The sequence below is a fragment of the Thermococcus sp. genome, from assembly GCF_027023865.1.
Classification (GTDB): domain Archaea; phylum Methanobacteriota_B; class Thermococci; order Thermococcales; family Thermococcaceae; genus Thermococcus.
The window spans coordinates 12,425-29,283 of the sequence record NZ_JALVUC010000015.1 but is presented as its reverse complement, the minus strand read 5'-3'; the positions used below and the strand labels follow the sequence as shown (position 1 = coordinate 29,283).

The window sequence follows — 16,859 nt, the reverse complement described above, 5'->3', positions numbered from 1 at the left end:
CCTCCGTATTTGGACGGAATCCCTCTCAGTCCGATAATTGCAACTTTTGGTTTCACCCTTTCACCTGCCGTTCTGTTTTATCTCCCTCAGGCTCTTCTTGATCTCGGTCATGACCCTGAACATATAGGTCATCACGAAGCCAACAGCCATGAACTGCACCCCTCCCAGCACGAGGATTGCCGTGACTATGGCGAGCAGGTTGTGGGAGACATGGTTGAGCCATTCATGAACCACATAGACCCCCGAGATGAACCCGAGGATGAGGAAAAGGGTTCCAAGAAAGTAGAGGTATCTTGCCGGGTTGTAGCGAACGAGTAGCTCTATTATCGTTCTTCCAATCCCCCATCCGTCCTTTACCGGATGAAGATTTGCCTTCCCCTTCCTTTCGCGGTAGCTTATGGGCACCTCGGCTATTCTAAATCCCTTCGCTATCGTCTCGACCGTCAGCTCCGTCTCGACTTCAAACCCTTGCTTCTCAAGCTCCACACTCTTATAGAGATCCCTTGTGAGGGCTCTGTACCCGGTTAGGAGGTCATGGACTTCAACGCCGTACATAAAACGGAAGAGCGAGTTGAATATTTTGTTGCCGATGAGGTTCAGCCTCGTAAAGGCCCCGTCTTCATAATCCACCAGCCTGTTCCCGATGACGTGCTCGGCTATCCCCCTCTCAATTGGCTGAAGGAGTTTCCCCACGTCCTTCGGGTCGTAGGTTCCGTCGCCATCGATTAGAACAACAACCTCACTGTCTATGAGCTTAAACGCCTCTGCAACTGCCTGTCCCTTTCCCCTTCCGCTTTGGAGGACAACTCTGGCGCCTTTAGCCTCGGCAATCTCCCTTGTCCTGTCGGTACTGTGACCGTCGATGACGAGGATGTTTGTGTAGCCGAGCCCCTTAAAGCCGTCTATAACCTCACCGATGCCGCCCTCTTCATTTTTTGTCGGGATGAGTATGGTCACGTTTTCTGGTTGAATGTCTTTTTGGTAGTCCACTATGCTCCCCCCATACTGATCCAGACCCATTTCATCGCCCTGAATCCGGACTGGGAGTCCGTGACCTTCAGGTTTCCGTCTAGGCTTGCGTTTGTGGTGGTGTTGAGAATCCAGAGGCCGAGCCTTCTGTATAATGGAATGCTCTTCTTGGCCCCGTCGAGGAACCTTGAGCCTATTACCATGTCGGCCTCGTCTTTAAGTATCGGCTCCAGAAGTTTCGGTATCTCCCCGGGGTTGTGCTGCCCGTCGGCATCTAAACATACAGCAGCATCATAACCATTGGCTAGAGCATAATCAAACCCCGTTCTCAGCGCAGCCCCCTTCCCCATATTAGTTTCATGCTTAACAACAATGGCTCCAGCATTTTGTGCAATCTCAGAAGTTCTATCGCTGGAGCCGTCATCAACAACGAGAACATCCCCGTACTTCCTGGCTAAAGCAACGACTGAGCCAATCGTTAATTCTTCGTTGTATGCTGGGATTATTATGAGGGTTCTCATCCGACCACCTGCAACTCTCGTATACTAGTTGCTGGTCTCATATTCCGGATTTTTAAATATTCCCCTCCATCGTGTAACTCCCTTGTGCGTTCCGTCCTGATTGTTGATTTTAGGGTGGTTTTAATTGAATTACTTTCGGGCATTTTATACTTCTCTGTCATTTTCAAGCATCGGCCTGCCCTCCGGCCCCTTCAGCATGTACAGGACTGCAATAGCACCCAGCGTCACCGCTGAAACCGTTGCCACCTGCCCGGAAGTTCCTAGACTAACCAGTGTGCCCTTGAGTAAAGCCACCATCCCCGTGGCTATTCCTGCAAACAGTACCCCCCACGCGGATGGGATCCTCACCGTGAGGTAGAGCAGTCCCCCCGCTATTACGGCCTCAGGGGTAAAGATCCCCAGGAGGGTTAGGATTGATGGGACGATTTCCTTCCTGCCAGCCCGGAGTTTTCCCCTGAGGACATCTTCGAGGAGGAGGAGCATGGCAAGGCTTAAGGTCAGCGCCCTTGTAAGCCCGCTGTAAGAGTACAGCGAGGTAACGTCCACCCGCTGGGTGAAGTAGAGGGTGTAGATGAAGTAGGCTACCAGCCCGAGGTCGCGGCTTTTGAGTGAGGGGATAAACACGGCCAGTGCACCGACGAAGAGGAGGTAATCGTGAAGTGCTAGGGCTTCCACCAGCGTGGCTACGAGGCCTATCATCCTATCACCTTCGAAAGCTCCCTGACGTAGTCGCTCGGCCCGAGGTCTACGGTTGGAACCAGGGTGTTGAACTTCTTTATGAGGGCCTCCCTCTCCAAGTAGGCCCTGTAAAGTTTCTTCAGCGTTTCCCTATCCAGTTTCTCCGAATAGAACAGAACCGGATTGGGTGAAAGGATGATTACCCTGTGGGTGTTTCTGGCAACCGCGACGGCCCTGTAGACGTCGGAGGGGTTGCTGAGGTCGGTTATGAGTATTAAAACGGAGGGTTGCTTTACGAGGTCAAGCCCCTCGAAGACCCCCTTCGCACCCCTTCTCCCCTTCTTCAGGGGGAAGACCCTGCGTAGGAAGCTTCTTGCCTTCCCGCTCAGTTTGAGGTTCATGTCGAAGCGCAGGCTCATCTCGCCCCTACCCCACCGGAGGTTGAGCTTCCGCCTCATGGTCTCGAGCTGTCCCGGCCCCCTTCCGGCGCGTATGAACTCCGCCTTAAGCTCGTCGTATATCACCATTCCCACGTGTCTCTCCTTTAAAAGCACGGCCGCGAGCTGGAGGGCCAGGTTTGCCGCGTAGTCCACTTTGGCCTTTCTCAGCCCCTTCCTCATCTCCGATGTGTTGTCGACGAAGATGTAAACGTCGGCGTCGTCCTCGCGAATCATTTCCCTGACTATAAGCTCGCCGAGGCGCATGCTGGCCTTCCAGTCTATCCTCTTGAAGTCGTCGCCGTGCTGGTACTCCCTCAGCTCCTTTATCTCCAGCCCCTCCGTCCCGGCCAGGGGGTTCTTTTTGTACGCCTCGGCCAGTTTGATGTTCTGGTTCATCCTCGCGGCCTCTTTTATGGAATCAAGGGACGGGTAAACAGCGAGCTTCAGGGGTTCTCCAATCTTAAACGTCCCCCTGTAGAGGCCCCTCTCGTCCTCGGCCAAGACTTTCGCAGGGGGGAGTTCAAACTCACCCTTGTGGATGGGTTTAATCGCGTACGAGACCTCCACCTCATCCCCTGGGAGAAGCTCCATCCCCCCGGGAGTTCTTACCTCAAAACCCTCCGCCGCTTGGTTAACCCTTATTGAGCTTCTGCCCCCGCGGTTCCTCAGAACCAGCCGGACTTCCGCGGGCTTCCCCTCCTCCAGCCTCGTGCTCTCCAGGTGCCTCTCTCCTCTCACCAGAACCGCCACCTTAGAACGAACCATGAGGAGGTAGATTGAAACTAGTAAACCGAGGATCGCGGGGGTTACGTTGCCACTGAGGTAGCCTTCGAGCAGCAACATGAATGCGAGGACGACCAGGAAGTCCTGCCGCTTCATCCGTCACACCGGCACCTCTGTTTCTCTAACGATGTTCCCGATAACGTCCCTGGTCTTCAGCCCCTCAAGCTCGTATTCAGCCTTCAGGATGACCCTATGGGAGAGCACGGGGACGGCGGTCTTCTTCACGTCGTCTGGGATGACGTAATCCCGTCCGTCGAGGAATGCCGAGGCCTTCGCCGCGTAGAGAAGGTGCTCCCCGGCCCTTGGCGATGCACCGAAGAGGAGTCTCTCATCGGTTCTCGTCCTGGATACAAGGTTGTAAATGTACTCGATTATACCCCCGCTGACCTTCACCTCCATGGCCCTTTTTGCTAGGTCGAGCAGTTCCTCCTTTGTAACCACGGGACTTACAGCGCTAAAGTCCTCCCTGCTTTTCCTTGTTAGGAGCTGAATCTCCTCCTCCCTTGGGGGAAAGCCTATCTCTATCTTGAGCATGAACCTGTCTAGCTGTGCCTCGGGAAGGATGTACACCCCCTCGTGCTCCAGGGGGTTCATAGTCGCTATCACCATAAACGGCTCCGGCAGTTCGTGGGTGGTTCCCTCTATTGTCACCTGCCTCTCCTGCATCGCCTCAAGCAAAGCTGACTGGGTCTTCGGCTGTGCCCTGTTTATCTCATCCGCCAGGACGACGTTGGCGAAGATTGGCCCGTATTTCACCGTCCACTCCCCGGTTTTCTGGTCGTAGTAGTAGATGCCCGTTATGTCCGCCGGCAAAAGGTCGGGCGTAAGCTGTATCCTTGAAAACTTCAAACCGATGGCATTCGCGAAAGCCTTGGCTATCGTCGTTTTTGCAACTCCGGGGATTCCCTCTATTAAAACGTGACCGCTGGAGAGTAGGGCTATCGTAAGAAGCTCCACAACTTCTTCCTTTCCCACAACCGCCTTTTTAACCTCCCTTAAGATCGAGTTCATGAACTCTTTACCGTCCATTTTCACCACCCAGCTTTGACCCCGTCTGTATCTCCCTCACCATCTTCCTCAGCACCTCTCCGTCGAGGCCCTCTCCCTCCAGACTTTTAACGGTTTCCTCAATATCCTCGGTTTTCTCCCTGAAGAACTTCTTCAGGAGCGCCAGTGTCCATTCAAGCGGTTTTACCCAGACCCCACTCTCCACTATGAAGGCCAGCGCCGCGATGAAGAGGACGTAGTAAAAGACCAGCCTTTTGTTCACGGCCCTCCTTATCGTTATCGTTCCGGAGGAGTACGGGTTGAAGTCCCTGTGATGGGCCTCGTCTATCAGGTAGGGTCCCGGCATGTAGTTGAGGAGGTTCTCTATGAAACGCTCGTTTTCCCGGAAGAGGGAGTTGGTGAATACGCCGGGGTCCGAAACAAGGATGACCTTTCCCCTCCCGTATTTGACGATGTCAACGATTGCAAAGGCCCCGTATTTTCCATCGACGTAGGTGCCGTTCGGGGTGGTGACCAGGGGATTAACCGGGTTCAGGATAACCGAGGGTTTGTACATAACGAGAACGCTGACCCCACTGGAGAGGGGGGTTTTAATCTCGGCCGTTATGGGGAAGTCCCTGTTCTTTATGAACACCGGCGTTAGGGGGGGTTTGGATGAGAACCTCTCCCTTAATCCCAACCCCTTTAGTAGTTGGTTCCCGGTTCCGAAGTTGTCGGCCAGGAGGAGAGTGTTGCCCTCCTTAAGGAATTTCTTCAGGGCCTTTATCTCCCCGCTGGTGAAGGGCAGGTTAGGCCCTATTACAACGAGAGTCCCCCTGTCCCCGTCTAGACCCACGGAATCGTAGGGACCGAGTATTGGGGAGACCCCACCCTTGGAGTAGAGGAGCTTTCCGAACTCCGATGTCCCGTTCCAGCCCGTGTTGAGGACGCTGTACTGGGCGTTGCTCTTGAAGACCGGGACTGAGAGAGGCATGATAAGGAGCGCGATACCAACGACGAGGAGTATAATGTAGGCCATCCTGTTCACAGCTCATCCCCCACGAATATCGAGACTATCGTCATGGCCACGGCTTTGAGCGCCCTGAGGACTTCCCTGGCCCTCAGTTTGGTTCCGCGATAGAAAACCATCTCATGGAATCCCGTTGCTTCCCTCAGCCACTTTCCAAACGGTGCGTTTTTGAACCTTGACAGGAGTTCCCTGGGGGTAGTTGAGCGGGGAAGTCTGTAAACCCTGAGCAGTGTTCTGTAAACGACGCGGTAAGCTGATACGGGGTCCGCTGTTTCAGCCTCCTCCCAGGCTTTTTTCTGGGGAACGGTTTGGGAGGGTCCCTCCTTGGGTTTTGGTTTAACCCTTGACATAGCCCAGTACCCAAGTGCCCCGAGTGCAAGCAAAGCTACGAGCATGGCGATTCTCCTAGTGTAGGATTCAGCCCTCACGTTGAACTTCAGGGAGTTTGAGGTGCTCTCAGCGAACTCTTCATTGCCAGGGAACCGCAGGTAAACGGTATGGGTGCCCCTCTCGAGCGTTACCGTCAGGGTGAAGTTTGGGGCCACGCCCACAACGGAGGAGAGGTTCCCGTCGATGTAAACCTCAACGGGGATCATTTCCTTCGTTCCGATTATCCTACCCTCTATTTCCACAGGCCCTTCCTTTACATCCCGAGAAGCCGAGGTTATCACTATCGACAGCCTCTTCTTTGGGGGCCGGACAGCCACGGCCACAGCGGAAGGTGCATATCCCCCGTTTCCATTGAAGATAACCGTTACGTTACAGGATTTGAATGACCCTGGCAGGGAGAAACTGAAATTCCCGCTCCCGCTGGTTTCTACCGAGTAATTTTTCCCACCCACACGTATTGTTAGGGTCTCATCGGGGAGCCCCCTACCGGTGTAGCCCATCAGAACCCCAGTAATGTATCTGCCCTCTTGGTGAGCTGCTATCACCGTCGGTATTCTACGAACCCTAACCGTTAGGACGTTGGATTTGACAACTGCCGAACCGTTTAAGGCCACCGCGTACACCACGTGAATCCCCGGCTCGGTGAAGGTGTGGTTGAGGTAGAAGCTGTTTCCCTTTACCTTAGGTTCATAAGGAGCGCCATCTATGAATACTGTCACGTTGGTCAGGTTCAAACGGTAGCCGTAGAAGGAAGCGCTCTCATTTAATATGACCCGTGGGGTCTGCAGGTATATCGAGAACTCCTTTGGCCCTTCGAGTCTGTTCAGGACTTCCTCCCATTCCCTAACAAGGCTACGTAGGCCATCCAATCTGACTACCGTCTCACTTAAATTGAACCGGACTATGGTTCCATTCTTCTCCTTGAACTCCATCCTGGAAAGGGTATCGACCCTGCCGGCCATGTCATTGAGGATGCCCTTCATCTCAATCAGCGTGTTTCTGGCTTTGATATACTCCCCGGCTTTCATCTCTCCTTTGAATCGGATTTTATCTCTGTAAAATGCCATGGCGTCCTTTCCAAGATAATCAAACTGTGTCGCAACGGTTACGGAACTCCGGGGGATCCCAAAGGCGGAGTACTCCTCCACCACGTTCATTATAAGGGCCGTCTGGTTTACAAAGTCCTCCACGGTGTAACCGGTGCTCTCGTTGCCAGGGAGACCTCCAAGGACGTCGTTGAACTCCTTGAGAACCCCCTGGAAGTAGAGGTAAACCCCGTAGTCACCCATTTTTGCAGTTTTAAAGCCCTCAGAATAAACCATACCGGATGATAGGAGTAGCATGATTGTCATTAATGCAAGGAGGGCCTTCCTCATCGCTATCGTTTGACCTCCCAAGGCAAATCTTTTAAGGTTAGCGGTGGTTCCAACTCCCGGTAAAGATGGAGGCAAAGTACATCTCAAGCGCTCTACTTGCCCTGACTGGAAGCGCACTCGCGGTGATTGGTTTTATACGTGGCGAGACGGGTTATTTGAACCTTGGATTGGCAGCGCTTTTCCTCACCGCCATCGTCCTCACGTTCAAGTCTTCCTCCTACGTCAAGAAAGGATCCCTCAACATTATGATAAAATCCCAGCGGAATCTTGCCAACTCCCTCCTGGAGGGCCTTGCCCTTGAGGGAAAGAGCGTCTACCTACCTCCCTACAAGAACCTTCCAGACGGGGGTGTTTTTATACCCCTTAGGGAGGACTTCGACCTTGACCCCGCGAGGTTCGATGAAGGCTCCATCTTCGTCACGGACGTCCCCGATGAGAGGAAGATGGGCCTTCTCCTGCCGACCCTGGGAAAGGAACTCGTGGAGAAGTACGAAGAGCACCTTGAGGGGCCCCTTACAAGCATCCCCGAGGTGGAATCCGCCGCGGGATCCGTTCTGAAATCCCTCAACCTGGCCAGGAGGGTTTACATAGAGGAGGAGGGAAGCGAGATCAGGGTAATCGTGAGTCCTGACTTTGAGTGCCCACCAATAAACTGCGAGAGATTTCCCTGTCCCATCTGTGCCTCGATTTTGAGGGGAATCGCCAAGGCGAGTGGGGAAGTGATAGCGGTGGAATCCTTAGACCCGGGAAAGGCCGGCGTGGAGATAAAAGCCAGAAGAATGGGGAGAGTTGAGGAATGGATGTAGAGGACTACATGCTCCTGTTCCTGGCGGTGTGGATCCTTCTGTCGGCGATCATAGTGGGTAGTGTTGATGTTTTCCTGACCCTAACCCTCATAGGCATTCTCATCACGCTCGAGGTTGGGGGTCTCTTCCTCGATAGGGAGCAGAAGGAGGGCATGAAGCCCCTTGTTGAACTCCTGATACTGCTCTTCACCCTGATAGTCCTCAAGAAGGTCTACGAAGTGCTCTCGGGGGGAGCGTCGTGAGTGGCTCGGAACCCGAGGGAGCCTGGAAGTACTGGGACCTGCTCACTATTGTATTCCTCTCCACCCTCCTAGACCTACTGATATTCTTCTTTCCGGACAGTCTGTCCAGAAAAGCCCTTGGACTAGCCTTCGTCCTCTTCTTCCCGGGCTATGTCTTCATAACCGCCCTCTTTCCCGAGCGGAAAGAGCTTGACAACCTCGAAAGGTTGGCTTTGAGCTTCGGCCTGAGCATCGCCATTGTTCCGCTCATAGGCCTCGCCCTCAACTACACCCCCTGGGGCATCCGGCTAAACCCAATACTCGTCAGTCTGACCGTTTTCAACGTGGTCTCTGCAATGGCGGCCGTTCACCGCCGGAAGAACGCCATTAAGCCCTGGATTCCATGGGTAATCCTCGACGAGATTAAGGGTGAACTTGAATGGGAGCGCTCGAGCAAACTCGACAAGGCCCTCACGGTGGTGTTGATAGTCGCGATCGTCACTTCAATTGCCACCCTCGGCTACGTAGTGACGCATCCAAAGCCGGGAGAGCACTTCACGGAGTTCTACATCCTCGGCCCGGGCGGAAAGGCCGACAATTATCCTACCAACCTCCTTGTCGGGGAGAACGGCACGGTCATAATAGGCATAGTCAACCACGAGGGAGGGAACGTTACCTACTACGTCCAGATGTGGCTAGTAAACCTGACCTGGGACAACCGGACGAACACTACAATCATCCACGGAATGTACAGAATGCCCGGCTGGTTCAACGTTACACTGCCCAACGTTCCGGTGAACATTGAAGGAAACTGGACGCCGGAGTTCGAGAAGAACTACACCTTCAGCATCAACAAACCCGGGGAGTGGCAGCTCTGGTTCCTCCTCTTTAAAGGCAAACAGCCTAAGCTTCCTCCGGCCCCACCGGACGGAAACTACGCGGAAACCCCCGCGAGGAACCTCATCCTTGAAGCCGTGAACGGGACGATACAGAGCCTGAAGCTGAACGTTAACGTCCGTTGAGCTACCGAAAACTTTTTAAACCCTCTCTCAGTCCTAATGCCGGAAGCGCCCGGGTGGTGTAGCCCGGTCAATCATGCGGGACTCTCGATCCCGCGACCCGGGTTCAAATCCCGGCCCGGGCACCAAAACCTTTCTCGCGGGCCCGTGGCTCAGCCTGGTCAGAGCGCCCGCCTGATAAGCGGGAGGTCCGGGGTTCGAAGCCCCGCGGGCCCACCATATTTCTTGCCTCGGAACGTTTTCCTCCAAGACTGGCAATAAAGAAAAGTGCTGCTGCCTCAAAAAATGCAGATTTCTGAAAGTCGTTCTCCTCAATAAAGGCCAAAATTTGGTCGCTCACCGTGATACATACACGCCTTCTCATGTTGTTCCCTCCTCATGCACACTATCATCACAATTTTGATACTATTTGGCGGACGGTCTTATGTACATTACTCCTCTCAATGACCACACATCAAGAATACTCGACTGATACAAAGGCAAGTTTTATTTCGAGGGAGTGAGATATTGATGGTCACCTCGAGGTGGCCATGTGGATACTGTCTTACCACGTGAATTGCATATGGTCGGGGGGTTATTGCCCCCCACCAGAACTCAAAACCTCACGTACCCCAATATAGATCGCTTCGACTTGCTTGTGAGCACATACAACTTCTCCCGAGCACGAGTCATCGCAACATAAAGAACCCTCACTTCTCCATTCAGAGCCTTTCTATCCCTCTGAATCTCCCTTTCAATCTTGCGATTCACGAAATCAATGACAATGACGATATCGGCCTCTTCTCCCTTTGCAGCGTGCATCGTATCCACGTAGACCTCCTTCCCATTCCTCTTTTCCCTGAGTCCGGCCAAAACACGCTTTTCTTCCGGATCGAGGACATCAAGGTAATGGTGCTCAATGAACTTCGTGAGGGATAAAGCCGTATCAGAGCAATCTCTTGCCCTGTTATCTTCGTCATCGAGATTCTTTCCTATATTGAAACATTCTTCGACCTTGACTATGGCTTCCACAGGTGTTTTGAAGAGAGAGCGGAGCCGAATCCCTTCCTCATTCAGAGACGTCACAGCAAAGAACAACCTCATTCCAATGCTTCTTCTCTCCTCAAAGGCAATAACCTCCTCAAGAAGGTCATATAGGCTGTCATCATTCTTTATCCTCGAGACCCTGTATCCTGATTCAATGATGTACTTTTCAAGCTCCCTCGCTTGCTTGTTTGTCCGTGTAAGGACAAATACGGTCTTATTTTCGTCCATAATATCCTCAAGAACCTGCACTATCTTATCACCGGTTGTCCTGTCCATTCTGATGAGATTGGACTTTTTCAGGTACTCTGTGATGGCCTTACCTTGTTCCTCACGTGGTTCATATTCGAAGTGGGTTCCGAGCCACCGTGTAAGCATCTCTGCTTTGTTGTACACGTGCTTGGGCAGTCTATGACTTCTCTTCAACACAACAACGGTACCAGATGCCATGAACTTTCCAAACTCAGAAGAATCAGCCCCCTGGAATGAATATATCGACTGGTTTGGATCTCCAGCCGCGATAACGTAGTCAAGAAAGCCAATACTTACCAATCTCCTCACAACTGCCCATTGAAGGGGACTGAAGTCTTGGGATTCGTCCATTATCATTACCCGGGGCTCACCGCCCTCTTTCTCCAGAGATAGTGTCACAGGAGTAGTCGTGAGGAAGTACCTGAGAACTGACACATAGTCAAAAATGCCCCTCTCCTTCTTCCATGCCACATAATCCCTTATCCTTTGATATACGTCAGTCTTTTCCTGCTGTTTTATGATCTCAAGAATCTCCTCGTTGCTCTTGTCATAATAGACGTTGAAATAGTAGTTGTACCTTATCTCGGCAACGTTCGATGGATGTGAACTGAAGCGATCCCTGAAGTCGTAGCCATAGTTCATTTCCATCATCGCGGCAATAAACGGATCTCTCATAAATCTCGCAGGGGTGAGAAGCTTATTTCTCATAAGAACCTTTGTGATATAACTATGCAGGGTATGCGCATTGTAGATGCCTCTCTCTTTCAGAACCCTGACAGCAGAAGTTGTGAAGGTAAGAAAGAGAACCTCGTCGCTCGTGTAGTCCGTCCGTGTAATAACCCTATCGAAACCGTATTGCTGTACGAAGTTCTCAACATCCGGGGAAGTGTCTCCTGTGAGGTACCTGTAAAGGTGGATGAGAGCGGAGGTCTTCCCCGTTCCGGGAGGCCCCAGTATTGTTATCTGGCTATTCATGCTGCAACACTCTCCTCGACGATCTCATCAAGATCCACATACTCTTGTTCGTTCAAGTACTCATCAATGGTCCTTATGGGGGGCTTCATGGTGTTCTCTTTCTCAAGGAAGTCAAAGAACCTGTCTGAAATCAGGTAATAGAGGTATACGTGTCTTCCATTCTTCAAAGATTTGCTCCGTCTGACTTCTCTCCAAGTTTTCTTGTCAATAATCCCCATTCTGTGAAGGAACTTGGCAAGAGTTCTGGCGAATCCACGGATGTCAGATCCATACTCAAGGAGATGAGGATCAAAGTAGACTCTGTTCTCGTTTTCGGCGTAGATCATTATCCTCTTCCTGAACAGCTCATCGACACGGTCTCCGCTTATTGAATTCAGCTCGTCGATTTTCACTATCTCAAAGACCTCGGTCTCGATGATATCCAGGAAAACGTTCTTGACCTCTTCGTACTCCTCTATTACAATCTCTTTCGCGTTTCTTGTAACGAATGCATAGTAATCCAGCATTATTTTGGCGAGAATCTCGTTGAGTTTCCTCTTTTCCTGTTTGTTGAGCTTCCTGATTGAAAGCGGATCAACGATGTAAACCCCAAAATGAGCCATAAAGTCTTCATTGAGGGAATAGAACATCTTTTCCTTGTCTGTCCGCTCCTTGTTCTTGAGAACGATGGTCTCAACCTTCCCTACTGTCTCCACGGTGAATGAAACTTTATACGTTACCTTGCCACTCCTCTCATCTACCTCCTTGATTATATCAGAGGTGCGTTCAATAAGCCACTCGAGAATGTCAAAATCATTGGAGAGAACTCTCTGAGAACTTGTTACGGAGTACTCACTTGGCCTGTCCATTGTTTTTCTCATTGCCCGCTGGTAATAGGAACGGAGTACTCTGTTGAGTTCCCAGATAGTGCCTTTCCCAAGATAGCTCTTGTAGTTCTTCAGTGTCGCTGAGTACGTATCCAGAACTGCCCTCTCCCGGTCCTCCCACGGATCACTATCCTGGGTCTCAATGTACACTCTTCTCACAACTTCAAGTGTATCCTCCACCGGAATTCCTCTGTGCCAAGCAAAGGCGGCAAATCCAAGTATGAGATTGTGCCTCCTGCCCGGCATGTAGTACCTTTTCAGGACTCCCACCAAATCGTCTTTTTCCTCGCTGTTGAGCTTTGTATTACCCCTGTTATCAATGTGAAGTTCTTCCTGAGTTGTAACTCCCTCTTGAAGCTTTCTCTCAATGAGGCTTTCGAGTTCAAGCCTGTTCGTTCCAGAAACTTCAACTATCTTTGAGACTGCCTCATAGATGATTCCAGATATCTCGCGTCTGTTCACCGTCCATGCAACTCTCATAATACGCGAAGGATTGTATACGCTCTTATCTACAGCGTTCTCGACGAGATAAGAGTAGTCCAAGCCTATACTCTCCTTGAGTACCTTTTCAAACTCCTCTGCGAGTTCCCTTCCGACTTCCCTGAAAGCCGCCTGCCAGTTTCTGTCACCAACCTCAACGGGGTTCACCTTGAGGTACACATGGAATCCAAAGCCTGAGAAGACGAGCATATATCTGAAGTCGTACTTTCCAAACAGCCTCTGGACGGTCTTCTTTATTGCTTCCTTCACCGCTGATAGCTCAACCTCTGACGGCGCCCTACTATGGAAGATATCTACGTCAATGGGCAAGTTTATCACTTTGAGTATGTCATCGTTCGTAAAAGAGCCCGCCTTCTGGCCTCCCGCTGGATTTATCGTGACGTATATGCCCTTTATTTTGCGGTCTGAGCTCATCTCTTTGATAATGTGATTTGTGGCCCCTCCAATCTCCTTGATCTTGAACATTCTCCGCTTCACACTGCCATCCATTCTCAGAATCCTTACCTCGAACCAGTACTCCTGGTCTATGTCCTCATAGAGAAACTGCAAGTACCTCTTTATCATGCCGTGCAGGGCCTCCCCGTTTTCGAGGATTGCCCTGTCCTCATCACTGATGAGGCTGACGTACTTTGGCCTCATTGGTCATCACCCCCAAGAAACTCTTGGAGAAGTTCAATGTGGCTCTTGATGGTTTTTCTATCCCATTCTGTAAGCCCACCTTCTCTGGCTATTCTGTGAAGTGCTATTGAGACGTAGTTGAGAGCAGCGGGGAGGTCTTCGTGCTTCCTATAGAACTCCTTCACGACACCATCCACGATAGCGTTTACGGCCTTTATACACCCCCTCATCTCGTCTGGGTTATCCGTGCGAACCGGGAAGATTGCTTTGAAAGAGAACTCTTCCTCTGTTTCCTTGAGAAACCGTATTCTCTCCTTGTCCTTCAAATCAAGGCCCCAGTAGGTTATGTCTTCAAGAGTAATCTCCCCACGGGCTATCTTTTTTGCCAGCTCTACCTGTGTGGTCATAAATCTCTTCGAAGCTCTTCTGAGAAGGTACTTTGTGGAGGCAGGTATGTACAGATTGTACCTACCCATCTGATTTCACCTCACTATTATGTGTGCGCACACTATATAAAAGCTTTTCGTCTCAATTTTGTGGATAAGCCCACCCAAAATTGAGGATGAAACCTGACAATAGGTCAAAATATAGTACTCATAGGGTTGATTCACAACTCACGATCCACGAGGTGGTGGGCAGTTGGAAGGACCTTCATTGATAGCGTTGAGTAGGGTCGTGAATCGTGACTCGTGAATCAAACCCCCACAAACTACTTATAAGGGAAACAAAGAAGGAGGCTTACTCCTCCTCAAGTTCTTCAACGTCAATCCCAAGCTGTCTGAAAGTCTCAAGCAGATTTTCGTACTCTGTCTGGCTCATATTCCCCTTCTCTGCCCTTATCTCGATGGTAACCTTCTCAAACTTGCTTTTCAGCAGATTCAACGCCCTCAATATGTCTCTCAGCCCTCCAGTTCCGGGGCCCAGTGTCAGGTGTAGGTGAATGGACTCTACCTGACTTCCAACGACTTCCTCTCTGCTCTTCCCCTCTGATGGCACAAGTACAGCCTGCTTATCCCTGACTGCTGGAGGCTTCCATTCCTCCACACGAGCTTCAGCTATGCTTTCAGCTGGAGCTTTCTCTTGAGCTATAGCTTGAGCTTCAGCTTTTGCTTCAGCCTCAGCCTTTGCTCTTGCCCTCAGCTCTTCACAGTACTTCCTGTTCACGATGACCTCCTTCTCGTCAAGAGTCACCGTTGGCTTTTCACCGAGGTACTCGCAGGTTACCTCCTCTCCAGTGATGTATCCCAATCCAAAGCGCCCCTCGCTTACCCCCTGCCTTATCGCGTCTATAAGCACGCTCTTGCTCTTCAAAAGTGGCATCCCTGGAGTCTTGAGGAAGCTCTCGTAGAGTGCCTTCGTCGAAACGTAGTTCTTCCCATCCAAGTACTTCATCTCAATGACCACTGGAGCCATCTTCTCGACGAGCTTACCCTCCTCCCGGAGCTTCTCATAGACGAGCTCCTCGATAGTCTTCTTGATGCCCACTGGCTTCATGCCGAGGTCAAGCTCTTCGTAGCCTCCACGAGTTGGGAGCAGTACGAGCCTGTAAAGCTCTGCTATCTTCTGAACGATGTCCTCCCTTGCTCGCTTCAGATTCTCCTTTACATCTTCCCTCTGCTCCGTAGTGAGTTCCAGAGAACCCTTCTTTGCCTTTTCGTCAATAATCTTCCAAGCAATATACCTCCTCACGAGTCTATTGAAACTGGCCCTCTCCGTTTCCCTTGGAACGAGGAAGATGAGGGTGTTCTTGTGAACTCTTTCGCTACCTCCATAAGACTGCAGAATCTGGAGAACCTTCTCCTTGTCGTACTCTGGAAGGACAACAAGCTTCAAACTCGGGTCACTATCTGGAACGTCCACAGGTTTACTCGGCCACAGATAGATCTTGAAGTACCTCCCCTTGAGCTGGCCCTTCAGAAGTTCGTGCTCAACCTCCCGTATCTGCTCCTCGCTCACGTTATTCATCTCGTCCACAACGAGCTTGTTGAGGCTCGGCTCGAGGCTGAAGAAGTACCGACCATCGCGATAGTGGAGGTAGAGGAGGTTGTCCTTGAGGTAGAGGATGGCGTCTCCCACTATACTGCTCGAGTACCTTGTATCGGCACAGGAGAGCTTTATCTCCTTCGTAGTGGCCCCTTTCACGTCGCCACCTGAAAAGGAGTACATGAAGATGACGGTTGCCGCTCTCGTCCCCACGCGATAGTGCTCATAGGATTCACCGAGCATCCTGTCCACTCGCTTTGCACCCGAGTTGGGCGAGAGAACGTCCGCATCAAGGACGGAATAGTACCTGCTCTCTCCGATGATGTCTATGAGCTCGTCTCTGAGCGTCTTGACACTCAAGTCGAAGTCAGAGAGCCTGATGAAGGGCACATCCCTTCCGATGAGCGAGTGAACCACTATGGAGAGAAGTCTCAGCACACCCCTCGTCCTCTGGAACTTCGGTAGACTGCCCCAGCGGTGGTAGAGAACATCAATGACTTCCGGCTGGAAGGGATAGCTTCTGAGGAACCTCTGGCGGTACTGATAGGCGTTGAGGCCCTCCGGGATGAGGCCTTCCTTCTCAAGGTACTCAACCACACGCTTCACGATGGCCTCCATCTCGGTCTCATCAATCCTCTTGAAAAGCCTCTTCCTGATGACGTCGTGGACTTCCTCTTCCTGTACCGGGGTGAACACCTTCTGAGAGCGTCCTGCTATCTTTTGGAGCTTCTGAAAGTACTCTTCAGCCTTCTCGGAATAGTGTTCGAGAATGCTGGACGGGAGGGTCATGACAAGAAGAACCCTATCGGTGGATTTCACGACCTCGGTGAGCTCGTGGATGAAGGCCAGCGTCTGATCCGCAAGGGTGGTCTCTCCAACCGTTACCCCCGCGGCTTTTACCATGTACTCCAGAAGTTCATCAACGAGAATCAGTACTGGCGCCTTCTCCTCGAGGAGCTCTGATAGCTTTATCTTCCCTGGGGCAACGTTGCCCTTGAGGCGGTTTGCACTGCCGGTAAGCTGACGCTCAAGTTCTTCCCAGAGGATAACCTCCCTCGCGTCAAAGGCGGTTCCATCGAGAACAACTACATTCGCGTCCCACTCACGGGCCTTGTGGTAGAGCGCTATAAGCGAGTGTGTCTTACCACCACCAAAGGGCGTCTGGAGCTGTATCACAGCATCCCCAACGCCTTCGAGGAGCCTCTTCCTTGCTATGTCAAGGAGAGCACTCAACCCGCTCGTTATGTACGTCCTCTCCCAGAAGAGCTCAGGGTTCCTATAGTCCTCAGGCCCCTTGTTCTGGTAAACGCTCCAAAGGTCAGCGGCGAAAGTATCGAGGGTGAACCTTCCCTCCTTTATGTCATCGTGGGGAATGGCGATCTGGTAAAACGGCTTCAGCTCCATGGTTACACCTCCGAACC

The 16,859-nt window shown here is 51.6% G+C and carries 14 protein-coding genes and 2 tRNA genes; 5 read left to right on the top strand and 11 right to left on the bottom strand.

Going from position 1 to position 16,859, the window contains the following annotated elements; all coding sequences use genetic code 11:
- Nucleotides 1-60: 60 nt before the first annotated feature.
- The 7 genes from aglJ to MV421_RS04760 all read right to left on the bottom strand — a co-directional run bounded on the left by aglJ (nucleotide 61) and on the right by MV421_RS04760 (nucleotide 7,195).
- A complete protein-coding gene (gene aglJ, locus MV421_RS04790) occupies nucleotides 61-990 on the bottom strand; it encodes an S-layer glycoprotein N-glycosyltransferase AglJ (RefSeq protein WP_297503724.1) in 930 nt (309 codons plus the stop codon).
- On the bottom strand, nucleotides 990-1,490 hold the full coding sequence (locus MV421_RS04785) for a glycosyltransferase family 2 protein (RefSeq protein ID WP_297517956.1): 501 nt from the start codon (nucleotides 1,488-1,490) through the stop codon (nucleotides 990-992). Before MV421_RS04785 ends, aglJ begins: the two co-directional genes overlap by 1 nt.
- A 144-nt stretch (nucleotides 1,491-1,634) precedes the next feature.
- Nucleotides 1,635-2,189 carry a hypothetical protein gene (locus MV421_RS04780; RefSeq protein ID WP_297502976.1) on the bottom strand — a complete coding sequence of 185 codons (555 nt, stop codon included), beginning with the start codon at nucleotides 2,187-2,189 and terminating at the stop codon, nucleotides 1,635-1,637.
- Nucleotides 2,186-3,487, bottom strand: coding sequence for a DUF58 domain-containing protein (locus tag MV421_RS04775; protein WP_297502978.1), 1,302 nt, complete (start codon nucleotides 3,485-3,487; stop codon nucleotides 2,186-2,188). The genes MV421_RS04780 and MV421_RS04775 overlap by 4 nt, the downstream gene beginning before the upstream one ends.
- A gap of 3 nt (nucleotides 3,488-3,490) precedes the next feature.
- Nucleotides 3,491-4,420, bottom strand: coding sequence for a MoxR family ATPase (locus MV421_RS04770; protein WP_297502980.1), 930 nt, complete (start codon nucleotides 4,418-4,420; stop codon nucleotides 3,491-3,493).
- Nucleotides 4,410-5,417 carry a DUF4350 domain-containing protein gene (locus tag MV421_RS04765; RefSeq protein WP_297517962.1) on the bottom strand — a complete coding sequence of 336 codons (1,008 nt, stop codon included), beginning with the start codon at nucleotides 5,415-5,417 and terminating at the stop codon, nucleotides 4,410-4,412. Before MV421_RS04765 ends, MV421_RS04770 begins: the two co-directional genes overlap by 11 nt.
- A 5-nt stretch (nucleotides 5,418-5,422) precedes the next feature.
- The gene (locus MV421_RS04760) at nucleotides 5,423-7,195 is read right to left on the bottom strand and encodes an Ig-like domain-containing protein (RefSeq protein ID WP_297517953.1); all 1,773 of its coding nucleotides are present in this window, start codon (nucleotides 7,193-7,195) and stop codon (nucleotides 5,423-5,425) included.
- Nucleotides 7,196-7,239: 44 nt separating this feature from the next.
- On the opposite strand from MV421_RS04760, the gene MV421_RS04755 reads away from it, so the two are divergent.
- From MV421_RS04755 to MV421_RS04735, 5 genes are all read left to right on the top strand, one after another.
- Entirely contained in the window at nucleotides 7,240-7,980 is a 741-nt protein-coding gene (locus MV421_RS04755) for a hypothetical protein (RefSeq protein WP_297502983.1), read from the top strand.
- Entirely contained in the window at nucleotides 7,971-8,222 is a 252-nt protein-coding gene (locus MV421_RS04750) for a hypothetical protein (RefSeq protein ID WP_297502985.1), read from the top strand. Before MV421_RS04755 ends, MV421_RS04750 begins: the two co-directional genes overlap by 10 nt.
- Complete coding sequence (locus tag MV421_RS04745; protein WP_297502987.1) at nucleotides 8,219-9,223, top strand: DUF1616 domain-containing protein; 1,005 nt, start codon at nucleotides 8,219-8,221, stop codon at nucleotides 9,221-9,223. Before MV421_RS04750 ends, MV421_RS04745 begins: the two co-directional genes overlap by 4 nt.
- Before the next feature lie 47 nt (nucleotides 9,224-9,270).
- Nucleotides 9,271-9,348: transfer RNA gene (locus MV421_RS04740), tRNA-Glu, on the top strand.
- Between the two features lie 13 nt (nucleotides 9,349-9,361).
- A tRNA-Ile gene (locus MV421_RS04735) sits at nucleotides 9,362-9,439 on the top strand.
- Nucleotides 9,440-9,814: 375 nt separating this feature from the next.
- Here MV421_RS04735 and MV421_RS04730 read toward each other — a convergent pair.
- The 4 genes from MV421_RS04730 to MV421_RS04715 form a co-directional block, all read right to left on the bottom strand.
- On the bottom strand, nucleotides 9,815-11,470 hold the full coding sequence (locus MV421_RS04730) for an ATP-dependent helicase (RefSeq protein WP_297502989.1): 1,656 nt from the start codon (nucleotides 11,468-11,470) through the stop codon (nucleotides 9,815-9,817).
- Entirely contained in the window at nucleotides 11,467-13,476 is a 2,010-nt protein-coding gene (locus tag MV421_RS04725) for a hypothetical protein (RefSeq protein ID WP_297502990.1), read from the bottom strand. The genes MV421_RS04730 and MV421_RS04725 overlap by 4 nt, the downstream gene beginning before the upstream one ends.
- A complete protein-coding gene (locus MV421_RS04720) occupies nucleotides 13,473-13,931 on the bottom strand; it encodes a hypothetical protein (protein ID WP_297502992.1) in 459 nt (152 codons plus the stop codon). Before MV421_RS04720 ends, MV421_RS04725 begins: the two co-directional genes overlap by 4 nt.
- A 262-nt stretch (nucleotides 13,932-14,193) precedes the next feature.
- Nucleotides 14,194-16,842, bottom strand: coding sequence for a DUF499 domain-containing protein (locus MV421_RS04715; RefSeq protein ID WP_297502994.1), 2,649 nt, complete (start codon nucleotides 16,840-16,842; stop codon nucleotides 14,194-14,196).
- Nucleotides 16,843-16,859: the final 17 nt, after the last annotated feature.

Bases quoted from the DNA above. Each gene is read 5' to 3' on its own strand.
- MV421_RS04785 (WP_297517956.1), bottom strand. From the start codon at position 1,490: ATGAGAACCCTCATAATAATCCCAGCATACAACGAAGAATTAACGATT.
- MV421_RS04780 (WP_297502976.1), bottom strand. From the start codon at position 2,189: ATGATAGGCCTCGTAGCCACGCTGGTGGAAGCCCTAGCACTTCACGAT.
- MV421_RS04775 (WP_297502978.1), bottom strand. From the start codon at position 3,487: ATGAAGCGGCAGGACTTCCTGGTCGTCCTCGCATTCATGTTGCTGCTC.
- MV421_RS04770 (WP_297502980.1), bottom strand. From the start codon at position 4,420: ATGGACGGTAAAGAGTTCATGAACTCGATCTTAAGGGAGGTTAAAAAG.
- MV421_RS04765 (WP_297517962.1), bottom strand. From the start codon at position 5,417: ATGGCCTACATTATACTCCTCGTCGTTGGTATCGCGCTCCTTATCATG.
- MV421_RS04755 (WP_297502983.1), top strand. From the start codon at position 7,240: ATGGAGGCAAAGTACATCTCAAGCGCTCTACTTGCCCTGACTGGAAGC.
- MV421_RS04750 (WP_297502985.1), top strand. From the start codon at position 7,971: ATGGATGTAGAGGACTACATGCTCCTGTTCCTGGCGGTGTGGATCCTT.
- MV421_RS04730 (WP_297502989.1), bottom strand. From the start codon at position 11,470: ATGAATAGCCAGATAACAATACTGGGGCCTCCCGGAACGGGGAAGACC.
- MV421_RS04725 (WP_297502990.1), bottom strand. From the start codon at position 13,476: ATGAGGCCAAAGTACGTCAGCCTCATCAGTGATGAGGACAGGGCAATC.
- MV421_RS04720 (WP_297502992.1), bottom strand. From the start codon at position 13,931: ATGGGTAGGTACAATCTGTACATACCTGCCTCCACAAAGTACCTTCTC.
- MV421_RS04715 (WP_297502994.1), bottom strand. From the start codon at position 16,842: ATGGAGCTGAAGCCGTTTTACCAGATCGCCATTCCCCACGATGACATA.